Below are 22,680 nucleotides of genomic sequence, written 5' to 3'. Positions count from 1 at the left end.
GCTCCCGGGGACGAGAACCGCGGACCGGGCGAGGGCCCTGCCCGCGGTTCTCGTCGTGGTGCTCAGGCCGATGTCTCCAGCAGCCGGCGCAGGTCCTCGGCCATGCGCAGAGCCGCTGCCAGATCGTCGCGGCCGAGGGCGGGACCGTCCGCCTGACGCCGGCGGTCGGCGAGCACCCGCAGCCCCACCGACGCCTGCCGGGCGAACAGGGCCAGCAGGTCCAGCTCGTCGAGGCTGGATCTGGACTGGGGCGCGGGGTCGAGCACCTCCAGCACTCCCAGGACCCGGTCGCCGTGGGTGAGCGGAGCGGCCATGAGCGCGTCGGGGACGTACGCGGTGGACTCGGCCAGGTCCCGGTCGAAGGCGGCGCTTCGGGTCAGGTCGTCCACGATCATGGGCTCGCCGGACAGCGCCACCCAGCCGGCGATCCCGGTCGACGCCGGGAATCGCCGCCCCACCAGCATGTCCTCCCCCTGCCCCGAGACCGCCTGGAAGACGAGTTCGTGCCGCTCCTCGTCCAGCAGGAACACCGAGCTGGCGGCAGCGCCGAAGATGGCCCGTGCCACGTCGACCACGGACCGGAGCAGTTCCTGGGAGAGCGGATCGTTCTCAGCGCTGTTGACGTTCACGGGGCACCTCTCATGCCGATCTGTACGTTGGCCGAGGACAGATAGAGCGCGTTCTTGAGCTGAAAGCTCGTCAGTCTGCGGTGCCTGGAGAGGACCCGGGCGCACAGCCCGGTCACGTACGGCGTGGCGAAGCTGTTGCCGGTGGTGCGGATGGTCGTCCCGCCGAGCCAGGCGACCTCGACGTTCTGGCCCGGGGCGAAGAACTCCACCGGGGGCCGCGGGTTGTACAGGTGCAGCTCCGGGTCGGCCTCCGCGTGACTGCCGACCGAGATCACCGACGCGAACCTCCAGGGGAAGCTCTCCACCTGGGTGTTGTGGGCGGAGGCGACTATCACGGTGCGGCGGAAGTACGCCTCGTCCGCCAGGGCCCGCAGTTCCTCCATGAACCGGACGCGCGTGGTGGACAGACTGAGGTTGATGACGTCGAAGCCCTCGTGGATCGCGAAGCGCAGGCCGGCCAGCAGGACGTCGCCCGTTCCGCCGAAGGTCCTGCCCAGCACCTGCACGCTGTACAGCTCGCACTCGGGTGCGGTCCGCCGGATGATGCCGGCGCAGGCCGTGCCGTGACCGCAGCCGTCGGTGGCGTCCGTCTCCTCCACCCGTGTCCCGTGTTCGTCCTTCGCCACGGTCCAGGCGCCGTTCACCCGGCCGATCAGTGGATGACCGTCCTCCACCCCGGAGTCCACTACGCACACCCGGACCCCCCGGCCACGTGCGTCCCGCCAGTCCCAGGCGGGTGCTGGGCGTTCACCGTCGGCGGTCACCCCGATGTCCTGCGGGCGCTTGCCGCGCAGGCTCCACACCAGGTCGGGGCGGCGCGTCGCCGTTCTCGCCGTGTCCATTCAGCGGTCCTTCGCAGTCGGGGGTCGTGTCAGGCGCAGGTGGAGTTCCGCAGCCCGGCGCGCGCCGGGCAGGTGTCCCTTCGCCTCGAAGCGGCGGACGGCACGGGTGGCCGCGGCGAGGGCCTGCGGACGGCGGCCCGCCCGGTGCAGGACCTCGGAACGGTCGAGCCAGGCGGTCGCCAGGACGACGGGCGAGTCCGTGCGGGCGGCCGTGTGCACGGCCCGCTCCGCGAGCACCTGTGCCTCGTCGGTCCGCCCTCGCAGCACCGCGATCCGCGCGAGCAGGCCGTCCTGGTCGGCGGCGTCGGCACCGGCCGGGCTCGCCGTCGCGGTGGTCGGGGCCAGCCGTGCGGCGGCCTCGTCGGTGCGGCCGGCGTCCAGGAGCAGCCGGGCCGACTCGCGGGCCACGGCGCCCAGCAGTCCGTCGGCCCGCAGCGCGCGCCCGGCGGCGTCGGCCTCGTCCAGCAGGGCGAGGGCCCGTTCGGGACGGCCCGCGAGGGTCTCGACGGCGGCCTCGAACAGGGGCAGCGCCACCGCTCCTTCGGCGTAGCCGAGCCCGTCGGCGAGCCGTCGTGCCCGCGCGAGACAGGCGTGCGCCTCCTCCTGCCGTTCCTGGAGGGCGAGCAGCACCGCCAGCGGGCAGTTCAGGGTGAGCCGGACGGTGGGGCGCCGCTCGCCGTGCCGCGAGAGCAGGTCGCGGCCGCGGGCGACGGCCTGCGGTACCGGCTCGGGGCCGCGCCACAGGGAGATCCCGATGGCGCCCAGGGCCCGTGCCCGTTCCGGTTCGGCGCCCGACCGCTCGGCGTGTCCGAGGCCCCGGGTCAGCAGTCCGTCGGCGGCGGTGTGCCGGCCCTGGAGCTGCCGCTCCTGCGCCAGCCGCAGACATGCCCTGGCCTGTCCGAGTTCGTCACCGGCCCGCTCGAAGACGGCCATGGTCCGTGCGGCGACCTCCGCGGGGCTGCCGCCCGCGGCCGCCGGCGACACGACGGCCAGGGCGAGCCGGGCATGGGCGGCCTCGACGTCCGGCCGGGCGGCGGGGGGCCGTACGCACGCGCCCGGCGCCTCCCCTGCGGGGAAACCGACTCCTACCGCGTCCCGCGCCGGTGTGTCCGGGTCGTGCGTCTCTTCCCGGGCCCGGCTCGGCGCGTCGCCGTCCTGCTTCAGGACAGCCTCCAGCAGGGCCCGGCCCTCGTCGGTGTGGCCGGTGGCGAGACGGACCTCGCCGAGCCCGCGGGCGGCGGCCGTCCATTCGGGTTCGCCCGGTCCCGCCGCCTCCAGGGCGCGGCTCAGCAGGCCGCCGGCCCAGGCGAGGTCCGAGCGGGCCAGCGCCTGGGCGCCGCAGTCGAGAAGACGACGGACGGCCGCGCGCCGCAGTCCGTCGGTGCGGGCGTCGGCGATGCCGAGTTCGGCCCGGTAGCGGTAGGCGTGCTCCAGGTGGCCGGCCACCGCCGCACCCGCCTCCACGGCCCGGCCCTCGCCGCGTGCCTCCGGTTCCGGCAGGCGTCCGGCGAGCAGGACGGCGGTCCGCTCGTGCCGCTCGGCCCGCGCCCGCTTCGCCATGGACTGGTAGGTGATCTCGTGCACCACCCCGCTGCTGAACCGGCGGGCCGGGACCGTTCCGTCGGCCTGATCCGCCGCGTCGACCAGACGGTGGCGGCCCAGCCGTTCGATGGCGGCGTCGATCCGGCCGCGCAGCGGCTGCTCCCCGGCCGCCGCCGCGCCGGTGTGCAGCGCTCCCCCGGGCGCGCTCTCGCTGTCGTGCGCGGCGAGGGCCACGACGTCGTCCACGGTGAACTCCCGCCCCACCACGGCCGCCAGGTCGAGGGTGACGCGCTCCAGTCGGCCCAGCGCGCCGATCCGGGCACCGAGCAGGGCCTGGAGGGTGGTCGGCAGCCCGCCCACGCCGTCCGGCGCGTGCTCGGCTCGGTGGCCGGTTCCGAGGCCGGTTCCGAGGCCGGTTCCGAGATCCGCTCGGTGGTCGGCTCCGAGATCCGCTCGGTGGTCGGCTCCGAGATCCCCTCGGTGGTCGGCTCCGTGGTCGGTGAGTGCCGCGAGCAGATGTTCCAGGTGGAGCGGGTTGCCGCCGGCCGCCTCCAGCACCTGGGCCGGCACTCCGCCGTCGAACCCGGTGTCCGCTCCCCCGCCGCTCCGGTCCACCCTCGCCTCGACGAGCGCCGCGGCCACGGCGCCCGCCTCGTCGGCGGTCAGCCCGGGCAGCGGCAGCGACCGGGCCACCGGCCGCGCGCCGCCCCGCCCGGGACGGCGGTCGAAGAGCTCGGGACGTGCCGCGCACACGAACAGCGCGGCGGCCGAGGCGAGTTCCTCGGCCAGCGTGCCGAGCATGTCGAGCAGCAGGTCGCCGGCCCACTGGCCGTCGTCGACCATCAGTACGAAAGGCCGGATCCGCGCGAGAACAGCGAGCAGATCACGGACCGCGGCGCACGTGTCGTCCGCCGAAGGGCTGGGCGTGCCGTCCTCCAACAGGCCGCCCGCCAGCACCGCGAGGGCCTGCCGGACCTCGGCGTACTCGTCCGGCGGAAGGCCGCCGGACGGCTCCGTCACCTCGGGGTACTGCGGGAGCAGTTGCCGCAGCGCGTCGGCCAGCGGGGTGAGGCTGCCCTGCTCGCCGTAGGGGCGCGCGCGGCCCGAGCCGTGGGCGCAGGCCGTGACCGTCGTGCGGCGCCACTCGTGGACGAGGCGGGTCTTGCCCATCCCGGCCTCGCCGTGCAGGAACAGCAGGCGTGGGCCGTCGCGCCCGTCCACGGCGTCGGTCAGGGCCCGTTCCAGGGCGGCGAGTTCACGGGTGCGTCCGACGAAGGGCACGTCGAAGCGGCGCGAGAGTTCCGGGTCGTCCTCGACGAGACCCAGCAGACGGTACGCGGTCACGGGCGCGGTCTTCCCCTTCAAACTCAGGGGGCCGACGGGTTCGGTGCGGGCGGCGGGCCCGGCCGCGCGGCGCGTCTCGGGGCCGATCAGCACCTCGCCCTCCGCGGCGTGCTGCTCCAGCCGGGCGGCGACGTTGACCGTCTCGCCGGCCACCAGGGCCTGGCGTGTGGAGACGTCCGTACTGGTCACGGCGGAGCCGGTGTTGACGCCGATGCGCACGCCGAGCCTGATGCCCAGGGCGGGGTGCAGCTCGGTCTCGTTGAGTTCGCGTACGGCGTCCAGCATGGCGAGTGTCGCCGCCAGTGCGCGGCGGGCGTCGTCCTCATGTGTCACAGGGACCCCGAACACCGCCATGACGGCGTCCCCGATGAACTTCTCCACGGTGCCGCCGTGTCGCTCCAGCGGCGCCCGCATCCGGTCGAAGTACCGCAGGACCACGCTCCGCAGGGTCTCGGGGTCCAGTACGCCGGACAGGGCGGTGGAGCCCACCATGTCGCAGAAGACCACGGTGACGACCTTGCGTTCCTCGACGGCCGGCGCGCCGGCGGATCCGACGGCCGTCCCGCAGAACGGGCAGAACCGTGCCTTCGGGGGCAGCGCCCCGTCGCAGGCGGCACACGGCATGGCCGGCTCCTCTCGTCCGTGACACGCCGCCACGGAATCGGATCAGAAGAGCGCCCCGCCGGCGATCTCGCTGTGCGCCTGTACTTCCGGCCCCGCCTCGTCGAGCCGGTGCTTGATGTCGAGGATCAGGTCCAGTTCCTCCGTGCTGAGGTCCTTCAGCACCTGACGCTGTTCCTCGGTGAGCGCGTCGATGCCGAAACCTTGCTCCTCCAGGACGTCGAGCGTGTCGTCGCCGGACCCCGTGGTCCCCTCGATGCGGTCGGTCATGACGGGTGTCTCCCTCCCCTGGTGCGGTGGTGTGGGCGGTGCGGCGCCCGTCCGATGCGGGTGAGCAGTGCGACGAGGCCGTCCACGGTGTGCAGGGCGCTCGTGGTGACGGCGCGCCGCAGGACGGGTGTCAGGGGCAGTGCGTCGAGCAGGGCGAAGAGCGCGTGGGTGTGGTCGGCGTCCAGCACGGCGTGCTCCCGGACCGTCCGCAGCGCGTCCCGCGGCACTCCGGCGGCGGCGATCCGATCCGCCAGCCAGGGGGCGGGAGCGTTGGCCTCCAGTACGGCGATGTAGCCGAGCAGGGCGACGGGGTGGTGGTGCTCCACCCAGTAGTAGGCGGCGCCCGTCAGCCGGGCCACCGCCGGCGGGGGCTGCTCGGCGATCACGGCCCCGGCGTCGGCGCCCAGCGCCAGCAGGTCGGCGAGCAGCCAGTCGTCGTGGTCGCGTTCCTCCTCCATGTGCGTGCGCAGATACCGCTCCAGCGGCGCGACGACCGGGTCGTGCGGGCCGAGATCTCCGCAGCGTGCGACGGCCCGCTCCATCAGCGGGACCGAGGCGCGCACCACGCCGTGCATCACCGCCAGGTACTCGGCGTAGCGCGAGGGCAGTCCCTCGGACCGCCACAGCAGGGCGCCGGGCGCGTTCACCGCCGACGCGGTGAGGGCGAGCCGGGCGCGCAGGGCGATCCCCGCCGCTCCGAGCGCCACGGGTTGCTCGGGCAAGGTCCTGGGTACACCGGGTGCCACAGATCCTCCGGACGCACGGGACACCACAGGTCCCCCGGAGGTGTCCGGTGCCACGGGTTCCCCCGAGGTGTCGGAGCTCATTTTGGTGTCCCCGGCAGGGCGACCAGTTGCGCGTGTGCGGCCGAGCCGTGGCGTCTGACGAATTCCACCGGGCCAGCCTCGACCTGACGGCGCGTCGCATGAAGGTCGAGCAGGGCGCCTGCCGCCCCCGCGCCCGCCCGCCCGGTGGCGGCGAGCACCTCGGGATGCTCGGCCAGGGCGCGGCAGCCGGCGCAGTAGCCGGGCCGCGGTCCCGTGTCCTCGGCGGACGTGCCGAATCGTTCCCGTAGATGGAGCGGCCCCACCGCCCTGATCATCCGCAGCACGGGCGCCGACCGCACCCGTCCCCTCACGGCGGCCCAGTCGTCCTGGGCGATGTGGCCGACCCGCAGGTGTTCCGGAACGGGACGGCGGTCCACCACGTCCTGGTTGCAGCAGGCGAGGACGGTGCCGTCGCCCGCGACGACCGGCCATGCCGCCATGGCGCACGGCAGCACCCCGCGCGGGCCGGGCCGGGCCTGTGTCTTCGCCGCCGCCCAGGACGCCGCCCGCCCCACCGGGCGCACCGTGTTGACCAGCATGGGGACGCGGTCGCCGAAGGTCCGGCGGGCGTCGGCCGTCACGTCCTCGAGGTAGGGGTCGTCGGGACCGTTCCCGACGAGGTGCAGGCTCGAGGCGATGCCCGCGTCGAGCGCGTACCGTACGGCCGCGAAGGCGGCGGCCCGTGGGACCTCGCGTTCGTGGAAGGCGTCGACGCTCACGGAGAAGTGGTCGACGGCGGTGACGGCCCGCGCGACCGCCCGGGGCGGCCGCCAGGTGGCGGAGCCGGTGGCGCGGGCCGCGAAGAACGCCCCCGTGAGCAGGGCGGAGCGGGTCCCGGCGGCCCTGGCCCGGGTGGCCAGTGCGGCGACCGTGCCGGGACGCAGCAGCGGTTCGCCGCCGGTTAGCATGAGCACCGCGGGACGGGCGTCCTCCGTGAACGAGCCGACGAACCTCTGGAGCAGGCCGGCGTCGGTCTCGGCCGAGGCCAGGGTCGAGGCGGTGGAGCAGTGGGCGCAGCGCAGCGGACACCGTCCGGTGACGGTGAGCAGCAGCCCCGCGGCGGGGACAGGACGCAGGGACATCAACTCGGCTAGTTCCACGGCGCGTTCGACCTCCCTCGACGGTCTCCCCGGCAGTGTGGGCGGGGCCGGTTGACCACTCGGACCGAAGCGGTTGGGTTTCGGTAAATCGCCAGGTCGGGCGACGGAGCGTTCGGGTGTCCAGACCCTGACCAGGGCAGCTGCCGGGCCGTCGCTCGGCAGCCGTCAGACCTTCGCTCGGGAGCCGTCAGGCCGTTGCTCGGGAGCCGTCAGGCCTTCGCTCGGGAGCCGTCAGGCCGTTGCCCGGGAGCCGTCAGGCCGTTGCCCGGGGTGCCGCCGTCATTTCCCGCACTGTCTGTTCCCGGACGAACAGCCGGACCAGCCGGGGCAGTTCGTACAGTGCGGTGTGCGCGGTGACCTCGTCCGCCGGGGCGAGGACGGCTCCGGCGTCCAGGAGGGACTCCAGTCGGCGGCGTGCCTCGTGCTGTCCCTGGGTGAGTCGTACGGCCGCCCGGGCGAGGGTGAAGGGCCCTTCCGGGAGGTCCGCGAGCAGGCGCAGCGCGGACCGGTCCGCCGGACACAGGTCCCGCCAGCCGCAGGCCAGCCAGGGGCGTACGTCCATGTCGCCGGCCACGAGCTCGTCGAGCACCACGGCGCTGTCGGCCAGTCGTCTCGCGTACTCCTCCAGCGACAGGTTGCGCCGTACGGCGAGTTTCAGCCCGCACACCCGCACTGCGAGCGGCAGCATCCCGATGGCGGCGACGATGCGTTCCGCGGCCTCGCGGCCGACGTCCAGCCGGGCGGGGCCGACGATCCTGCCGAGCAGCCGCAGGCTGTCCGCCGCGTCGAACGCCGTGAGTTCGAGGCGCTCGGCCGAGGTGAGGCCGGCCAGCGGGGACCTGGCGGTGACCAGCACGGCGCTGGCTCCGCTGTCCGGGACGAGCGGCCGTACGCGGGATTCGTCGGCGCAGCCGTCCAGCACGAGCAGCACCCTGCGCCGGGCGAGCCACGTCCGCCAGGCGGCGGCGCACCGCCCCGGGTCCTGGGCCCCCGCGGTCCCTTGGGCGCCCGGAGCATCCATGAGTCCGGCCAGTTCGCGGAGTTCGGCCAGGACCGATTCCAGCGGGCGCGGCCGGCCCGCGGCGTCCCGCATCGCTATCAGTACGCGTCCGTCCGGGAACCGCCGGGCGAGGCGGTGGGCGGCGTGGACGGCCAGGGCGGTCTTGCCGGTCCCGACCGGCCCGCTCAGCACGATCAGCCGCCGGCCGGCGCCGACGGTGTCCGCGGGGTCCGGAGCGGGTGGGCGGGCCTCATCGTGCGCGGCGCTCCCGGCGGACGGGAGGCCGGTCCCGTGCTCCGCGGCTTCCGCCCCTGATGCGCCGGCGGGGCACAGGGCGTCCTCGTCCCCTGTCAACTGGCGAACCAGCACGTCGAGTTGTTCTCGGCGGCCGGTGAAGTCCGGCAGGTCCGGCGGGAGGAGGGTGCCCAGTCCGCGGCCTGCGGCGGGCTCCGGTGCGGTGATGGTCTGCGCGAGCGGGCCGCCTCGGGACCGGCCCCGGCCGCCGGAGAGCATCGAGCGGTACAGCGCCTCGAGTGCCGGGCTCGGCTGCAGCCCGTACTCGGCGGCGAGGAGTTGGCGTACCGACTCGTGGACGGCGAGGGCCTCGGACTGTCTGCCCTGGCTGAAGAGGGCGTTCATCTGCGCGGCCCGCAGCCGTTCCCGTTCCGGGTGCTTCTCGGCCAGTTCGCCGATCGTCTCGGCGACCTCATGGGGTCGGCCCAGTCGCAGTTCGGCCTCCGCCCAGTCCTCGTACGCCTGGAGGTGACGGGCGTCGAGGAGCTGCGCCTCGGCCCGCAACGCCGGTGAGTGGCGCAGTTCGTGCAGGGCCGGTCCGCGCCGCAGGGCGAGCGCCTCCCGGAGCATCCGGGCGGCGGGGGCGTCGGCGCCCTGCCGCGCGGACTCCCGCGCGCCGCGGACCAGTCGCTGGAAGCGCAGGCTGTCCAACTCCTCTTGCCCGACGCGGAGTCGATAGCCCCCCGGCTGGTGGACCAGCCGGTCGCCGGCACCCACCGAGTCCAGGAGTCTGCGCAGCGCGGAGACGTACACCTGGATGTTCTTGCGGGCGGTGCGCGGCGGTTCGCCGTCCCACAGGGTCTCGGTGAGCAGGTCGAGCGACACCGGGGTGCGGGTGCGGCAGAGCAGCATGGCCAGCAGCAGGCGCTGTTTGAGCGGTCCGAGCGGCAGGGCGAGCATGCCGGTCGCCTCCGGAGCCGCCGCGGAGAGCGGGCCGAGGACGGAGAACCGTAAGCCGGTGCACGGGGGTTCGGCCATGTCCGGTCCACCCTTCAGATGCAGTCATGAGCTGAGATGAATGACCGGAGTCGATTGACGTATATCAGACCATCCCGAACGCTGAGAACATCCACTATCGGCCACGCTGCGTGCCGAAGCGGTGCCTCTCGGCGTCTCCCCGTCTCGAGGGGCGTCAGCTAGGATGAACGCAAAACGCGAACTGCCCGACTGCTGTGACCCCGACGGGACGGAGGGCACGTGATGGGCGACACCGAGGCCCGGGCGGCATCGCCCGGCGCGTCGTCGTCCGGCGCGACACTGGCGGACCGGATCGACGCGCTGTTCCGGGTCGTGCGCCGGCCCGACCGCGAGCAGTACAGCCACGAGGAGGTCGCCCGCGCCTGCCGCGAGGCGACGGGCGAGAGCTTCTCCGCCACCTATCTCTGGCAGTTGCGGACCGGACGCCGCGGCAACCCCACCAAGCGTCATCTGGAAGCCCTGGCACAGTTCTTCGACGTGCCCGTCGTGTACTTCTTCGACGACGAGCAGGGCGCCGCGATCGCGCGGGAACTGGAGCTGCTCGGCGCCCTGCGCGACGCCGAGGTGCGCAGCGTCGCACTGCGCGCCGTCAATCTCTCGCCCGAAGGCGTCGGCACGATCAGCGACATGATCGACGTCATCGCCCGTCGCGAGAACGCCGCGGGCTTCGGAGAACCGTAACCGCTCCCCCGCTCGTGCTCGGCCCTGCTCACGGATCCCGGAGTGTGAGGAGTCGGCAGTTGCGTACCGACCGGCGAAGACGGCAGTGGCGGCGATGTCGGAAGATAGTCGACGGGCTCGCCCTGCCCACCCCTTTCGACGTCACCGAGTTCATCAGCGCGCTCGCGCACGCCCGCGGCAGGCCGATCGAGCTGATCCCGGTCTCCTCGCGGCCGGCCACCCCGTGCGGGCTCGTGGTGACCACCGACCGCGCCGACTACATCGTGTATGCCACCGACACCACGCCGCTGCACCAACAGCACATCCTGCTGCACGAGGCCGCCCATGTGATCTGCGGCCACTACGAGACCGCCCCCGCCGCGGCCGCCGCCGCGCACGTCCTGATGCCCAACCTGCCGCTCGCCCTGGTGCAGCGGGTCCTCGGGCGCAGCGTGTACACCGAACCGCAGGAGCAGGAGGCGGAGTTGGTCGCCTCGCTCATCCTCACCCGCGCCGCGCATCTCGCGCGGACCGGTCCGGCCGAACCGCAGGGGTCCAGGCTGCGCACTCTGTTCGGGCGGCCGCACGGCCGCGGCGCCGGGGGCGAGGACGGCGGCCATGGCTGACCTCGGCACCCTCCTCGCCTCCGGTCTCTTCCTCGCCTTCGCGGCACACCGCGCGCTGACGGTCTGGCGCGGGGCCGACCCCGCGCAGCGGTACATCGCGGGCTTCGCCGCCTGCCTGGGCACGGCCATGCTGTTCCGCGCCCCGGTCGTGGTGTCCGCGCTGCACCGCATGCCGCCCCTGGACACGGCCGTCATGCTCCTCACCCACGAACTGAAGACCGTGGCGCACGCGCTGCTCCTCCTCGTGGCTCTGTCGCTGCGGCCCACCCGTGCCGACCGGCGACCGGTACGACGGCAGGTCCTGCTCGCCCTCGCGGTCCTGGCCGCCGGGGCCGCGCTCCTGCTCGCCGCGGGCGTCAGAGTAGAGGACGGCCTCGCCACCGCACCTGTCCAGCGGCGCGTGTTCCTCGCGGCGTACAACGTGCTGTTCGCGAGCTACGGCTCGTGGTGCCTGCTCGTCCTGGTCCGCGAACTCCTGGGCCAGGCACGCCAGGTGGCGGCGGGACCGCTGCGCACCGGCCTGCGGCTGATGACGCTGGCCGCCTTGACCGGCACCGTCTGGACCCTGTGGGTGCTGACCTACATCCCCACCAACCTGGCCCGGGGGTACCAACTCCCCAGCGAGGACACGGTGTGCAGTGTGCTGGGGGTCGTCACCGCCGCGCTGGCCACCGGCGGAGCCACCGCGACCTGGTGGGCCGCCCTGCCCGAAGGTCCACTGGGCGCACCCGGGCGCTGGCTGTTCGCGTACCGCACCCACCGGGCCCTGGAGCCACTGTGGTCGGCGCTGCGCACCGAACTCCCGCAGATCGCCCTCGATCCGGCCGCCGACCGGCGGCCACCCCTGCGCCGCGCAGAGTTCGCTCTCTACCGGCGCGTCATCGAGATCCACGACGGCCATCTCGCGCTGCGCCCCTACATCCCCACCGCCGTCCCCGAATGGGCCGCCGGGGCGACCGACCGCTACGCGGACCGCCGCGCGGTGCTGGCGGCGGCCTCGATCGCCGCGGCCCTGGAGACCAGACGCGCCGGGCACCGACCGCCCGACGCCCGTCCGCCCGGCCCCGGACCGTTCCCCATGGCGGGCACGCTGGCCGCCGAGGCGGCCTGGCTCCTGCAGGTCACCGCGGCCTTCACCACGTCCCCCACGGTCGCCACCGTACGCACCCGGGCCCGCTCGGCCTGCGGACCCGACCGCGAGTCCGCCTGATGATCGAGTGTGTCCCGTGCGAGGAGGCCGCCGACGATGTCCAGGGCGCCGGGGCCGAGGGCCGTACCGGAGGGGCAGGCGTCGACGGCCCTGCCGGGTGGCGCTGCCGCGCGTCGAGCCGGGCGGCCCCGGTCACCCGGAGGTCGGGGCGCCGTCGGCCGCGTCGGTGGTGCGCAGCAGGCGCAGGAACGCCTTCACGCCCGCGATGATGTCCTGGTTGTCGGTGAGGCGGTTCACCGTGGACTCGAACTCCCGGCCCAGCGCGGCGACCTTGCGGTCCGCCTTCTCGGCCTGCTCATACGTGCTCATGGCCAGCGCGTCCACCGCGCGGCGCAGTTCGGCGAGGGCCTTGTACTGTTCCTCCGCCTTCTCCTCCAGGGCCCGCGTCCCGGCCTCGGCGCGGTCCACCCGGGCCCGCACCTCGACGACGTCGTCGCGCGGGTACGTGACGTCCTTCAGAAGTGTGCCCAGGCGCCGCCGGAGCTGGCCGAAGTATGCGCCGGCCGGCCGGAAGAAGGTGCTGAGCAGGCAGAACGCCGCGAACCAGTAGCCGGTGAACTCGCCCGTCGCCCAGGTCACGGAGAGGACGACCGCCGCCGTCAGGACATGACCGGCGACCGCCGCCCTGAGCATCGTGCGGGCGATCCGCGCGGCCTCGGCATCCCGCGCCGGGGAGACCTCCATGCCCTTCTCACGGCTCACCGCGATCTCGGCGAGCACCGTGTGCGCGCGGAAGTACAGGTTCCAGGGCAGCGTGAGAAGGAGCATCAGCCACAGAAGGCTCAGCACGCCCGCACCGACGGCGAGCACCACCGCGGGCGGCGCGCCCGCCACGTAGACGAACACCAATGCCGCGGCCGCCGCGACCACGGCTGCCACCGCCCCCAGGAACCTGCCCATGCCCCGCCCCCTGTTCGTACGTTCCACCCAGCCCATCGTCCCCGCCCCGGCGCGGGCCGGCATGAGTAGGCGTACTCAGTGACCTGGTCGAGACGGCGCCCGCCGGCGTCCCTGTCACGACCCCACCGCTCACGACCGGCCCACCGCGGTCGGGTACCGCACGCGGTACCGATCGAGGTACCTTGCTTTCATGCCCGCACTCAATGTGGAATTCAGCGAAGAAGAGATGGCACGGCTGCGCGAGCGGGCCGCTCTGACGGGCCGGAGTCTGAAGCAGCACGTGCACGATGTGACGGTGGAGGAAGCCGACCGGATCTCCTTCGTCGAGGGCGCGGTCGCCGAAGCCGCCCGGATCCTGCCCGGCGTCGCGGCCCGCTTCCCCGAGGGACAGCGCTGAGCCCGATCATCCGCGTCGACGTCGGCTGGGTCCTGCAGATCCAGTCCGCGATCTCCCCGCTCAACGTGCCCATCGCGGACTGGGGCACTCTGGCGATCATGGCCGAGCGGCACAAGTTCGAGCGGGAGCGCGGCGTCCTCTACTACGAGGAGACGGGCTCCCGGGCCGCGACCTTCCTGCACACCGCGCTGCTGCTGCGCCCCTTCACCGACTACAACCTGGTGATCGGCTGGGCCTGCGCCAGCCAGTACATGCACGTCTCCGGTCAGCCCCTCCGGGCCAAGGACGACGAACTGTACGAGCTCGCCCGAGCGGTCCGCGCGCAGGAAGCCGATCTGCGCGCCGTCGCGCAGCGTCTGGAGTCCTGGCGCACGGAGTGACACCGCAGCCGTGAACCGCCCGCAGGACGGAACCGGTGAGCTTGGGCTTCACCCCCCGGCCGGGAATCGCCCCTGTGCGTGCGGCTGAGGGAGATCGCCCGGGCAGTAAGCGCTATCTCTGCTGCCGTGCGTGGATCAAGAAGGCACCGACGAGGACTCCTGTTTCGACTACCGTCCCTGGGACTTCGCGCACCGGGCCTCTTCCGCGCAGCGAGCCGCTCAGGTCGCGCACCAGGAGACGTTGGCCGAGGCCGGTGCGAGTCTCGGGCCGCGCGCGGGGTGTGCACCGCCCCGAGCCGGTCCGCTCCCCCATGTTCACGATGCCCCACCAAGGCCCGTCGTGAGGGTCCGTTCCCTGCGCGCACCGCACGCAGGGTCCGAGGGGCTGCCCCGTATCGGACCCGGGCCGGACCCTCTCGCGGGGCCGGTCGAGGGCCTGCCAGGGCCTCGTGCGCCCAGGCGCAGGCGGCGTGGACCACGCACCGATACACGGCAAGCGGCGCGCACCGGGCCACAGCCGGCCGCGGTGCACGCCGCTGCCGCGAACCCCGGCCGGACGCCCGCGGTCACGGCAGCGGACACCCTCCCGGGGGCAGGAACGGGGCTGACGAAGCGGGTCTACGAGGCGGAGAACTTCAGCAGTTCGCCGCCGCTGCCCTGGGTGTTGCTGGTGACGTAGATGTCGCCCTTCGTGCTGACCGCCACGCCCGTGGGCGTGTTCAGGCTGCCGCCGGTGTCGATCGTGGTGGCCGCGCCCGTCTTCTTGTCGATCCGGATCAGCGCGCCCGGCAGCAGCCCGCTCGACGTCGCACCACCGGTGTAGGACAGGGCGACGAGGTCACCGCCCGGGGCCACGGCGAGGTCGATGAGACCCGTCAGGCCGGACGCGAAGACGGTCGGCTGACCGCCGGGCACGTAACGCCAGATACGGCTGAGACCCGTACGGATCCCGGACATGTCCGCGATGTAGAACGCACCGTCCCAGCCACGCACGATACCGGTCGGCACCGCCTCCGCCTGACCCGCCGGAGCCACCGCCGCGCCGCCCGAGGCAGCGGCCGGCAGCACGTTGTTCGGGAAGACGGCCTCGGTGCTGGTCGCCCCGTCGGAGTGGACGCGGACCAGGTCGTTGGCGCCCGCGTCGGTCACCAGGAAGTCACCGCCGTCCCGGGCGAAGTTCCACGGGTTGGAGAACACCTCGTTGTTGCCCAGGGCGGAGTCCGGGTCGTGCGCGACCTCGTGCGCGGCCAGATCACCCAGCACCTGGCCCTTGGCGATGCTCAGCGTCCCCAGCGCCCCGCTGCCCGAACCCAGCGCCGTGCGGGTGGTGGGGGTGCCGCTCAAGCCGCTGACCACCCGGTAGGTGCCGCCCGGAACGGACTCAGCCTCGATGGCTCCGCCGATCACGCTGGAGCCGTCGGCGCGCACGATCTGCACGGAGGGCAGACCGGTGACGACACGGCCCTGGGCGGAGCCCTTGATCCGGTAGATCGAGCCGCTGAGGCCCAGGCACTGCGAACCCGGCACCGTGCACGGCACCGCCGGGCCGCTGCCCGCCTCCGTGACCAGAATCGAGCCGTCGGACTGGATACGCACCGCACGCGGATTGTGCAGAGCGCTCGCCACGACCGCGGGGGTCGGGACGACCGTGGACGTGTGCACGGCGGACGCGGCCCGGGGCGCGGCCTGGCTCGGGATCACGGTCGCCGTGAGACTCCCCACGACCGCCGCCGCCACAAAAGCCCCCGCCCAAGACCTGCTTGCTTTTGACATAACTCTCCTCAACCCGGCACGCCCCGCCATCAGGAGCGAATCCAACCGGCGTCACCATAGACACACACAGCCCTATCCGCCCCGACCCGGAAAGCGGCCTCCGATTAACCGGATCAGGGCTCGACGTGGCGTCCGGTACTGCAACTGACGTGGCCTCCTACCAGTGACGGGGTAGGGAATCGGCGACTCTCCGGAATAATGCGCAGGTGAGAGCGCAGTCCGGACGAGAGGATTCCGCGGACCACCTCGGAAAGTAATTATCTAGCAATCCTCAAGCCCGATTTCCCGGCGCGGACCGGTGAATTCATGGACCTGGCGAATTCCGCCCGGACACCAGCAGTTGTCCAGTGGTCATGGACAGCGTCTCGACGGCCTGCCCGTCGCGGTCCGCGACCGGACGGGCCGGGTACGTATGCGTGCCGGCGGGCCCCGGGGACCTCCATGGCGGCGACGGGCCTCGGCGGCGGCCGGCGCACCGACCGGCCGAATACGACACCCCGAGGCGCAACCCTCGAGTTGCACCTTGCGGGTCGACGTGCAACCCTTGAGTTGCATCCGACGGTGACGATGAAGGAGTCCCTCATGAGCGAGGACCGGATCGAACGCGAAACCCTGATCGCGGCACCCCTGGAGCGGGTCTGGTCGCTGGTGGCCCAACCCGGGTTCTGGGTGGCCGACAAGGCGAGCCTGCCCGGCACCGTGGCCAGGGAGGGCGAGTCGATGGTGGCGAAGAACGCGGAGCACGGCGACTTCCCGGTGCGTGTGGAGAAGGTCGAGCCGCCGACCTACCTGTCGTATCGCTGGACCAGCGCGTTCCCCGGCGAGGAACTGCGCGAGGACAACAGCACCCTCGTGGAGTTCACGTTGACCCAGGAGGGCGACCAGACGCGACTGCGCGTCGTCGAGAGCGGGTTCACGGCGCTGGCCGGTTCCGAGGAACTGCGCCGTCAGAACCTGAAAGACCACAGCGCGGGCTGGCCCCTGGAACTCGACGCGCTCAAGACGCGTGCCGAACAGTCCGCCACGTGACGGAAGAACGCCCCGGAGCCGCCGAGGTCGTCGACAGCGTCCTCGGTGCGCTGGCCGACCCGACGCGACGCCAACTCCTCGATCTGCTGGCCGCACACGGTGAGGCCACTGCCACGACACTCGCCGAACGACTGCCCGTCTCGCGGCAGGCCGTGGTGAAACACCTCGCCGTCCTGGACGCCGCCGGGCTGGTTTCCGGCGGCCGGGTCGGACGCGAGGTCCGCTACGCGGTGCGGCCCGCTGCACTGGACACCACGGCGCGGTGGATGGCCTCGCTCGCGGCCGACTGGGACCGGCGGCTGGCGAACATCAAACGCGTCGCCGAGGCAGCGGAACGGGATCCGGGTCCGGCACGCCCCGACTGAAGAGATCACGTACCCGTGCACACACGGCAATGCGTCTGGATCGTCGAGGAGTACCGCGCATGGAGCGACCGCAGGGGGGCGACCTGCCGTCCCGCGTCAGCGGCGGTCCCTCCTGACGCGAGTGCAGGGCCGGTAGGACACGCAGGTCAGAGGGGCTGTGCGGAGTCGCGCAGGAGACGGGTCCATTCCCTGAGCAGGGCGTCGACGGTGTGCGCCAGGTAGCGGCCGTCGTCGAAGACCGCGTCCAGGCCCGCGGTCCCCAGCGGGCTCGTCCACGGGGTGAGGGCGAGGGGGAACTGGAGAGTGCGCGCGTGGATGTAGCGGGTCGTGGCGCGGGTGCCCCCGAAGTCGACCTCGCGTGTCTCCGCGTCGTCGAGTCCGAAGGTCGTGGTCAGGGCCGAGCCCTTCGGCAGGACGGAGGCCAGCTCGCCGAGGGAGATCTGCCGGTGGGAGAGCGCCGTCGCCACGGCGGCGTGTACGGCGGTCACCGTGTCGGAGAGCTCGGCCGCCGGCCGCAACAGGATCGGAAGGAGGCCCAAGTGGCAGCCCGCTCTTCGAGAACATCGGGGATGCAGGGCAGAGCGATGCCGGTCACCCGGGAGGGCGACGGCGGCCGGCTCCCCCGAGGCAGCAGCGAGCGCCCTGTCGCCCCCGATCACCCGTGACGCAGCTCAGTGCGTCGTGGAGGGCTCCCGCGCCTCCGGGGCGACCCCGCCGTCCCCGTCCTTCTCCGCACCCGGCGCGGACCGGCGGATCTGCGGCAGCGTGACCATCACTGCGGCGCTCGCCACGGTCCACACCACGCCGAACCACAGCAACGGCGTGGCCCCCACCCGGTCCGCGGTCGGGGCCGCCCACCAGTAGCCCACGGTCATGGAGAGCACGGTCGCCACACCGTCGTACGCGCTGACGCGGGACATCGCGTCGGACGGCACATCGGCCTGGAGGCTGCTCGTCCAGAGGATGTGCAGCAGCGCGAATCCCGCGCCGGACAGCAGCGAGCCCAGGACCAGGACATACACGGGCGCGCGCAGGGCGAGGAGGCCGGCGAAGGCCCCCAGGCCGAACGTGCAGAAGACGGACGCCAGCAGCGGCCTGCGAAAGCGCAACCGCATTCCCACAAATCCGCCGAGGAGTGAGCCGACTCCCTGCGCGGCCATGACCGTGCCCCATTGGGCGGCACCGTTCTCCTTGCCGCCGACGAAGGCGATGCCCAGCACCATCACGGGCCCCAGGACGAAAGTGGACGCCGACGACGTGTAGGCGAGCAGGGACCACAGCCAGGTGCGTGAGCTGAACTCGCGCCATCCGTGCCGCAGTTGCTGAAAAAAGCTCTCGTCCTCGCGGGCGGAGTCAGTGGCGGACGACGACGTGCGCACCCCGGCCAGGAACAGCGCGCTGACCAGGAAGGTCGCCGCGTCGACGGCGATGACCCAGGCCGGCTCGGTCCAGGCCACCAGCGCACCGGCGACGGCGGGCCCGAGCAGCGAGCCGATCGAATAGAAGGTGGAGCCGAGGGCGTTGGCCTCCTGGAGGCGTTTGCCGGAGACGACCTCCGGGACGAACCCGTGAAAGGCGGGGTGGAAGAAGGCGGCTGCCACGGAGAGCGCCGCGGCGAAGGCGACGAAGCCGCCCAGCGGCATGCCGACGGTCAACAGGATGACCACGACGGCGATTTCGATGGCCGCGCGGACGAGATCGCTCCCGATCATGGTGACGCGGCGGCCCCACCGGTCCGCCAGCACGCCGCCCGCCAGCAGGAAGACGATAAGGGGCGCGGTCTGCGCGCCCAGCACCAGGCCGACCCCGCTCGCCCCGCCGCCGTGCTCCAACACGGCGAAGGACAGGGCGATGGGCATCATGCTGCTGCCCAGCACCGAGGCGGCCTGCGCGCAGAACAGCCGGCGCAGGTTCCGCTCGCGCAGTAGGTCCAGAGGTAGTCGAGCCGCCAGACCGTTGGTCATCGCATGTCCCCCGTCGGGTCCGTTTCCGGACCGCGTGCGTGACTCACCCGTCCGCTCCTTCCTCGGCCTGCCCGGCGCGACCGTGCCACGCAACGCCCTGTGTATCCGAACGCGACGCCGGACAGAATATGTGAGTCCGATCGGGTGATCACCAGTCCTCGGGAATCTTCACACCACTGTCTTCCAGCCGTCCTCGGTACGGCAGTTGGCGCGAGGCGACCGCACCCGTGCAGCTGTCCCGTACGACCCGAATGACCGAGGAGCCGGCCGACCGATGGAACGCCACGAAACCGATCTGGTCCTCGTCGAGTTCAGCACCGCCACCTCGGGCGTCGCCGATCTCACCTGGGGTCAGGATCAGGTGTGCCGGTGGATGGAGAACTCCGCCCCGTACACGGAGCACATGAACCTCGACGTGCTGATCGAGTGCGAGGCGGGCACGAGGACGACGCTCGACGACGTCCGTGAGGCTCTCCGGGTGGTGATCGAGCGCCACGAGTCTCTCCGGACGCGGCTCAACGTATGGGAGGACGGCAGCTACCGGCAGTTCGTCTGCGCGAGCGGGAGGGTCCCTGTCCGGGTCCACCACTGCGCCACCCACGAGGCGACCGGGGTGGTCCTGGAGGAGCTCAGGCGCCTCCCCTTCACGGTGTTCGAGTGGCCCCTGCGCGTCGCGGTGGTCACCGTCTCGGGCGTCGTGTCCGGTGTGGCGTTGTGTCTCTCCCATGTGGCGACCGACGGCTGGGGCGTCAAGGTGATCGCCGGTGACCTCAGGGAGCTTCTGTCCGCGGCCCCCGAGGAACGTGACGCCCTGTCGGCCGGGCCTCCCCGCCCGCTGCTGCAACCGAGGGAGCACGCCGCGGCGCAGCGCCGGGCCGGCGGCCGGAGCGCGGTTCGGGCCGAGGCGTTCTGGACGGCCCAGCTCTCGCGCTTCCCCAACGACCGTTTCCCCCTTCCCCTGCGGACTCCCGAATCCCCCCGATTCCCGAAGATCACGATGCGCTCCCCCGCGGCGGCGCGGGCGCTGGCGGAGGCGGCCGCGCGCCACGGCACGACCGTCAACGCTGTGCTGACCGGCGCCCTCGCGGTGCTGGTCAGCGCGCTCAGCGGGCTGGAGGACGCCACGTTCCGGCTCTTCTGCGCCAACCGGACATCCGCGGAGAGCCGCAACTCGGTCGGTACCTTCTTCCAGATCATCCCGGTGGCCCTCACGGTCGCGGATCTCCCGTTCCGGGACATCGCGCACGCGGCGTGGCAGGCGTCCCTGCGGGCCTACCGCGTCGGCGAGCGCGACCCGCGCCGGCTCGACCTGCTCACCGAGTCGGTGGCGTCCGCCCGAGGCGTCGACCTCGACCTGGAGTGCTTCCTCAACATCCACGGATACGGCGGTCAGGGGGACGGGAAGGCCCTGACCGCCCTGGAGACGGAGGCGACGCGGCTCACGGCCTTCGACGACGACGGTGGCTTCGACGAGTGGGAGCCCGGCAAGTTCTACGTCGACGTGTGGCGCGTGTCGGGATGTTTCGAGGTGACGCTCTCCGCGGACACGGCGCTCTTCTCCCGCGACCGGCTCACCGGCTTCCTCTCCTGTCTGGAGGAAGTCCTCCTGAGGGCCGCCGCCCGTGACGCGCCCCGCCCGAAGGACCTCGTCCGGGGCGCCGAGGCACTCGCCGGGCTACGCCGACGTGAGGACCTGGTGCTCGTGGACGGCTGCTGGGTCGATCCGGCCGAGGTACAGGCCCTGCTCACGCAGATCCTGTCCCCCCGCACCGCCCAGGTCTTCATCGAAACGGGCCCCACCGGCCGCCCCAGTCTGACGGCATACCTCGTACCCCGGCAGCCACAGAAGCCACAGAAGCCACCGTCTCCACCGGAGGTGCACCGGCTGCTGCTGGCCGCCCTGCCCGGGCACAGATTCGTCATGACCCCGCACCGGTACGTCGTCTGCGCGGCAGGCCCCGACGCGCCCGCCACAGTGGAGGAGTGGCGCCGGTACGAGGTCCTCTCGGAGGGGCCGGGCCGGGAGTCCCCCACCCCGCACGCCCCGGACGCGACCCGGACCTGACGGGATTCACGGCCTTCGGGCTCCGACCCGCGCCAGGTCCGTCAGACGTCCCCGGAAGCCGTTGGCCAGCGCCTCGGCCGTTCGGCGTCCGTGATACGTCGTCTCGTAGCGCAGTGCGCCGGTCAGCCGGCCCGCTTCCATGGTCAGACCGACCGAGAGAGTGGCCGCGGCGGCCAGGGAGGACTGCGGTGTCGCGTACTTGAGCCGGGAGAAATCCTGGTGGTAGGGGGCGAGGCCGGTGCGCAGTGCGTGCATGGGTAACTCGTGTTGCCGTCGGTCGACGATCCAGCCGGTCACCCCGTACAGGCGCAACTCCGCGTGCGCCAGGGCGTGGCGGTAGAAGGCCGCGTCGCCCTGACGGCCCAGGACGGTCTCGGCGAGCCGGCCGAACGGCAGGTCGACGACCGCCGAGGCGTCCCTGAGGACGCCGTCGACCTGCCGGAACAGTCCGCTCGGCGAGGTCTGCCCGAGGTCCACCGGTACCTGGATCATGTTGGAGAACAGGCCCAGGGCGGAGCGGGTCTCGGGGCGGACGCGGCCGTGCGAGGGCGTGGAGAGGATCAGCCGCTCGCGGCCGTAGAAGCCGCCCAGTGTCCGGGCCAGCGCCGCCGCGAGCAGCGCGTACAGGGAGACTCGCTCGCCACGGGCCGCGCGCAGCAGCCGCCGGGACTCTTCGGCCGACAGGTCCAGGGGAATGCTGTCGTACTGGTGCTGGAGCGGGAGGAACCCGGTGGCGCGGCCGGTCAGGAGGTCCCCGGAGCCGTGGGCGCGCAGCCGGTCCGCCCATCCCGCCAGGCGGGACGCGGTGTCGAGGCGGGCTTCAGGGGTGTTCTCGGCACGGACGAAGTCCACGTAGGACAAGGGCGGTCGGCCGCTGTCGGCGACGGAGGCGGCCACCCGGCGGTTGTAGAAGTCGGCGAGGTCGCGCAGATGGATTTGATGGCTCGGCTCGTCGAAGACCAGGTGGTGGAAGCTGGTCAGCAGGACGTGGTCGTCGTCGGCCAGCCGCAGCAGGGTGGCCCGGGACAGCCAGTCGGTGACCTCGAAGGGCCGGGTGGTCAGGTCGGTGAGGATCTCGTGCAGTTCCTGTCGGCGCAGTGCGTCGCCCAGGTCCATGGTCTCCAGGGGGAACGGCTCAGGCCGCAGGGCCTGCCGCGGTCGGACCACCTGCTCGATCGGCGCCCCGGTGTCGACCAGTCGGAGCCGCAACGCGTCATGCCGCAGTGCGACTTCGGCGAGCGCGTCGCGTAACGCGCCGACGTCCAGGGGACCTCGCATGCGGAGGGTGGTCGAACAGTCGAGGGAGACGGCCTTGGGATAGAGCTCGTCGTAACACCTCTCCCACTCCCAGCACCACTCCTGACGCGAGGAGAGGGGAAGTCCTTGATCTGACTCTTGGGATGTCGCCGTCATGACCTGCCTTGGAGAAGACGCCCGAACACTGTCGACGCTACCCCCGGCACAGGGCATAGCTCCTCGTCAGAGCGGTCATGCCACACAACTGTAAAACTCCGGATGGGGGTGAGCGGGGTGCGTTATGTTCCTGCCATGGCGGATGTGGACACCTCGGCAGCGCGGCAGGGTCCGCAGGGACTCGACGGTCTCGCGGCGGCCCTCACGCAGGCATGGCACGGCGTGCTCGGCTCCCTCCCGGAGGAGGACACGGACTTCTACGAAGCCGGAGGCACCTCGATCGACGCGGCCCGGATCGCCTCGCAGGCCGCCGAGTTCGCGCCGGACGTCGAGGACTTGGACGTCACACTGATGAGCGCGCTTCTCGACGAGGCGCGCTTCGGGGACGTACGACGGCTGGGGCTGGAGTCGATCGAGCGCACACGTGGCGGATCGGCCTGACCGGGCGACG

21 protein-coding genes are annotated in these 22,680 nt (G+C 72.7%); 9 read left to right on the top strand and 12 right to left on the bottom strand.

The features are described from left to right. Nucleotides 1-62: 62 nt before the first annotated feature. From ACFWBD_RS22685 to ACFWBD_RS22655, 7 genes are all read right to left on the bottom strand, one after another. A complete protein-coding gene (locus ACFWBD_RS22685) occupies nucleotides 63-629 on the bottom strand; it encodes a GAF domain-containing protein (protein WP_385669528.1) in 567 nt (188 codons plus the stop codon). Then, nucleotides 626-1,471 (bottom strand): S8 family serine peptidase, encoded by an 846-nt coding sequence (locus tag ACFWBD_RS22680; RefSeq protein ID WP_385669526.1) that lies wholly within the window; start codon nucleotides 1,469-1,471, stop codon nucleotides 626-628. Before ACFWBD_RS22680 ends, ACFWBD_RS22685 begins: the two co-directional genes overlap by 4 nt. After that, nucleotides 1,472-4,981: an adenylate/guanylate cyclase domain-containing protein gene (locus ACFWBD_RS22675; protein WP_385669523.1), complete on the bottom strand. Its 3,510-nt coding sequence runs from the start codon at nucleotides 4,979-4,981 to the stop codon at nucleotides 1,472-1,474. Between the two features lie 42 nt (nucleotides 4,982-5,023). Next, complete coding sequence (locus tag ACFWBD_RS22670) at nucleotides 5,024-5,248, bottom strand: aroma-sacti cluster domain-containing protein (RefSeq protein WP_385669520.1); 225 nt, start codon at nucleotides 5,246-5,248, stop codon at nucleotides 5,024-5,026. Beyond that, a complete protein-coding gene (locus ACFWBD_RS22665) occupies nucleotides 5,245-5,970 on the bottom strand; it encodes an iron-containing redox enzyme family protein (RefSeq protein ID WP_385669517.1) in 726 nt (241 codons plus the stop codon). Before ACFWBD_RS22665 ends, ACFWBD_RS22670 begins: the two co-directional genes overlap by 4 nt. 101 nt (nucleotides 5,971-6,071) lie before the next feature. Beyond that, the gene (locus ACFWBD_RS22660; RefSeq protein WP_385669514.1) at nucleotides 6,072-7,157 is read right to left on the bottom strand and encodes a radical SAM protein; all 1,086 of its coding nucleotides are present in this window, start codon (nucleotides 7,155-7,157) and stop codon (nucleotides 6,072-6,074) included. 271 nt (nucleotides 7,158-7,428) lie between these two features. After that, nucleotides 7,429-9,447 (bottom strand): BTAD domain-containing putative transcriptional regulator, encoded by a 2,019-nt coding sequence (locus ACFWBD_RS22655; RefSeq protein ID WP_385669511.1) that lies wholly within the window; start codon nucleotides 9,445-9,447, stop codon nucleotides 7,429-7,431. Nucleotides 9,448-9,669: 222 nt separating this feature from the next. Here ACFWBD_RS22655 and ACFWBD_RS22650 point away from each other — a divergent pair, with 222 nt between their 5' ends. Genes ACFWBD_RS22650 through ACFWBD_RS22640 form a run of 3 tightly spaced genes read left to right on the top strand, consistent with a single transcriptional unit; the run spans nucleotide 9,670 to nucleotide 11,943 of the window. Continuing rightward, on the top strand, nucleotides 9,670-10,128 hold the full coding sequence (locus ACFWBD_RS22650; protein ID WP_385669508.1) for an XRE family transcriptional regulator: 459 nt from the start codon (nucleotides 9,670-9,672) through the stop codon (nucleotides 10,126-10,128). A gap of 59 nt (nucleotides 10,129-10,187) precedes the next feature. Further along, nucleotides 10,188-10,733, top strand: coding sequence for a ParH-like protein (locus tag ACFWBD_RS22645; RefSeq protein ID WP_385669505.1), 546 nt, complete (start codon nucleotides 10,188-10,190; stop codon nucleotides 10,731-10,733). Next, nucleotides 10,726-11,943 carry an MAB_1171c family putative transporter gene (locus tag ACFWBD_RS22640; protein WP_385669502.1) on the top strand — a complete coding sequence of 406 codons (1,218 nt, stop codon included), beginning with the start codon at nucleotides 10,726-10,728 and terminating at the stop codon, nucleotides 11,941-11,943. Before ACFWBD_RS22645 ends, ACFWBD_RS22640 begins: the two co-directional genes overlap by 8 nt. Before the next feature lie 132 nt (nucleotides 11,944-12,075). On the opposite strand, the gene ACFWBD_RS22635 is transcribed toward ACFWBD_RS22640, so the two are convergent. Beyond that, on the bottom strand, nucleotides 12,076-12,843 hold the full coding sequence (locus ACFWBD_RS22635; RefSeq protein ID WP_385669499.1) for a hypothetical protein: 768 nt from the start codon (nucleotides 12,841-12,843) through the stop codon (nucleotides 12,076-12,078). 190 nt (nucleotides 12,844-13,033) lie between these two features. On the opposite strand from ACFWBD_RS22635, the gene ACFWBD_RS22630 reads away from it, so the two are divergent. Together ACFWBD_RS22630 and ACFWBD_RS22625 are read left to right on the top strand one after the other, a co-directional pair. Beyond that, nucleotides 13,034-13,240, top strand: coding sequence for a hypothetical protein (locus tag ACFWBD_RS22630; protein WP_142268318.1), 207 nt, complete (start codon nucleotides 13,034-13,036; stop codon nucleotides 13,238-13,240). Nucleotides 13,241-13,338: 98 nt separating this feature from the next. Beyond that, nucleotides 13,339-13,620 (top strand): hypothetical protein, encoded by a 282-nt coding sequence (locus tag ACFWBD_RS22625; RefSeq protein WP_385669496.1) that lies wholly within the window; start codon nucleotides 13,339-13,341, stop codon nucleotides 13,618-13,620. 618 nt (nucleotides 13,621-14,238) lie between these two features. Here the strand turns inward: ACFWBD_RS22625 and ACFWBD_RS22620 are convergent. After that, complete coding sequence (locus ACFWBD_RS22620) at nucleotides 14,239-15,321, bottom strand: ScyD/ScyE family protein (protein ID WP_385669493.1); 1,083 nt, start codon at nucleotides 15,319-15,321, stop codon at nucleotides 14,239-14,241. A gap of 654 nt (nucleotides 15,322-15,975) precedes the next feature. Between ACFWBD_RS22620 and ACFWBD_RS22615 the strand changes: the two genes are divergently transcribed. Next, on the top strand, nucleotides 15,976-16,422 hold the full coding sequence (locus ACFWBD_RS22615; RefSeq protein ID WP_385669490.1) for an SRPBCC domain-containing protein: 447 nt from the start codon (nucleotides 15,976-15,978) through the stop codon (nucleotides 16,420-16,422). Further along, the gene (locus ACFWBD_RS22610) at nucleotides 16,419-16,787 is read left to right on the top strand and encodes an ArsR/SmtB family transcription factor (RefSeq protein WP_385669486.1); all 369 of its coding nucleotides are present in this window, start codon (nucleotides 16,419-16,421) and stop codon (nucleotides 16,785-16,787) included. The genes ACFWBD_RS22615 and ACFWBD_RS22610 overlap by 4 nt, the downstream gene beginning before the upstream one ends. 146 nt (nucleotides 16,788-16,933) lie before the next feature. Here the strand turns inward: ACFWBD_RS22610 and ACFWBD_RS22605 are convergent, their stop codons facing one another. Both ACFWBD_RS22605 and ACFWBD_RS22600 read right to left on the bottom strand, forming a co-directional pair. After that, the gene (locus ACFWBD_RS22605; RefSeq protein ID WP_385669483.1) at nucleotides 16,934-17,326 is read right to left on the bottom strand and encodes a hypothetical protein; all 393 of its coding nucleotides are present in this window, start codon (nucleotides 17,324-17,326) and stop codon (nucleotides 16,934-16,936) included. A 132-nt stretch (nucleotides 17,327-17,458) separates the two neighbouring features. Then, nucleotides 17,459-18,751 carry an MFS transporter gene (locus ACFWBD_RS22600; protein ID WP_385669480.1) on the bottom strand — a complete coding sequence of 431 codons (1,293 nt, stop codon included), beginning with the start codon at nucleotides 18,749-18,751 and terminating at the stop codon, nucleotides 17,459-17,461. Nucleotides 18,752-19,025: 274 nt separating this feature from the next. Between ACFWBD_RS22600 and ACFWBD_RS22595 the strand changes: the two genes are divergently transcribed. Then, nucleotides 19,026-20,816, top strand: coding sequence for a condensation domain-containing protein (locus tag ACFWBD_RS22595; protein ID WP_385669477.1), 1,791 nt, complete (start codon nucleotides 19,026-19,028; stop codon nucleotides 20,814-20,816). Nucleotides 20,817-20,822: 6 nt separating this feature from the next. Here ACFWBD_RS22595 and ACFWBD_RS22590 read toward each other — a convergent pair whose 3' ends face one another. Then, the gene (locus ACFWBD_RS22590; protein ID WP_385669474.1) at nucleotides 20,823-22,229 is read right to left on the bottom strand and encodes a condensation domain-containing protein; all 1,407 of its coding nucleotides are present in this window, start codon (nucleotides 22,227-22,229) and stop codon (nucleotides 20,823-20,825) included. Between the two features lie 135 nt (nucleotides 22,230-22,364). On the opposite strand from ACFWBD_RS22590, the gene ACFWBD_RS22585 reads away from it, so the two are divergent. Further along, nucleotides 22,365-22,670 carry a phosphopantetheine-binding protein gene (locus ACFWBD_RS22585; RefSeq protein WP_385669471.1) on the top strand — a complete coding sequence of 102 codons (306 nt, stop codon included), beginning with the start codon at nucleotides 22,365-22,367 and terminating at the stop codon, nucleotides 22,668-22,670. Nucleotides 22,671-22,680 lie beyond the last annotated feature (10 nt).

The sequence above is a fragment of the Streptomyces sp. NPDC060002 genome (genome assembly GCF_042737245.1).
GTDB lineage: Bacteria > Actinomycetota > Actinomycetes > Streptomycetales > Streptomycetaceae > Streptomyces.
Note: the sequence above shows the minus strand (reverse complement) of the source record. Positions and strands in the feature narration are given on the sequence as shown.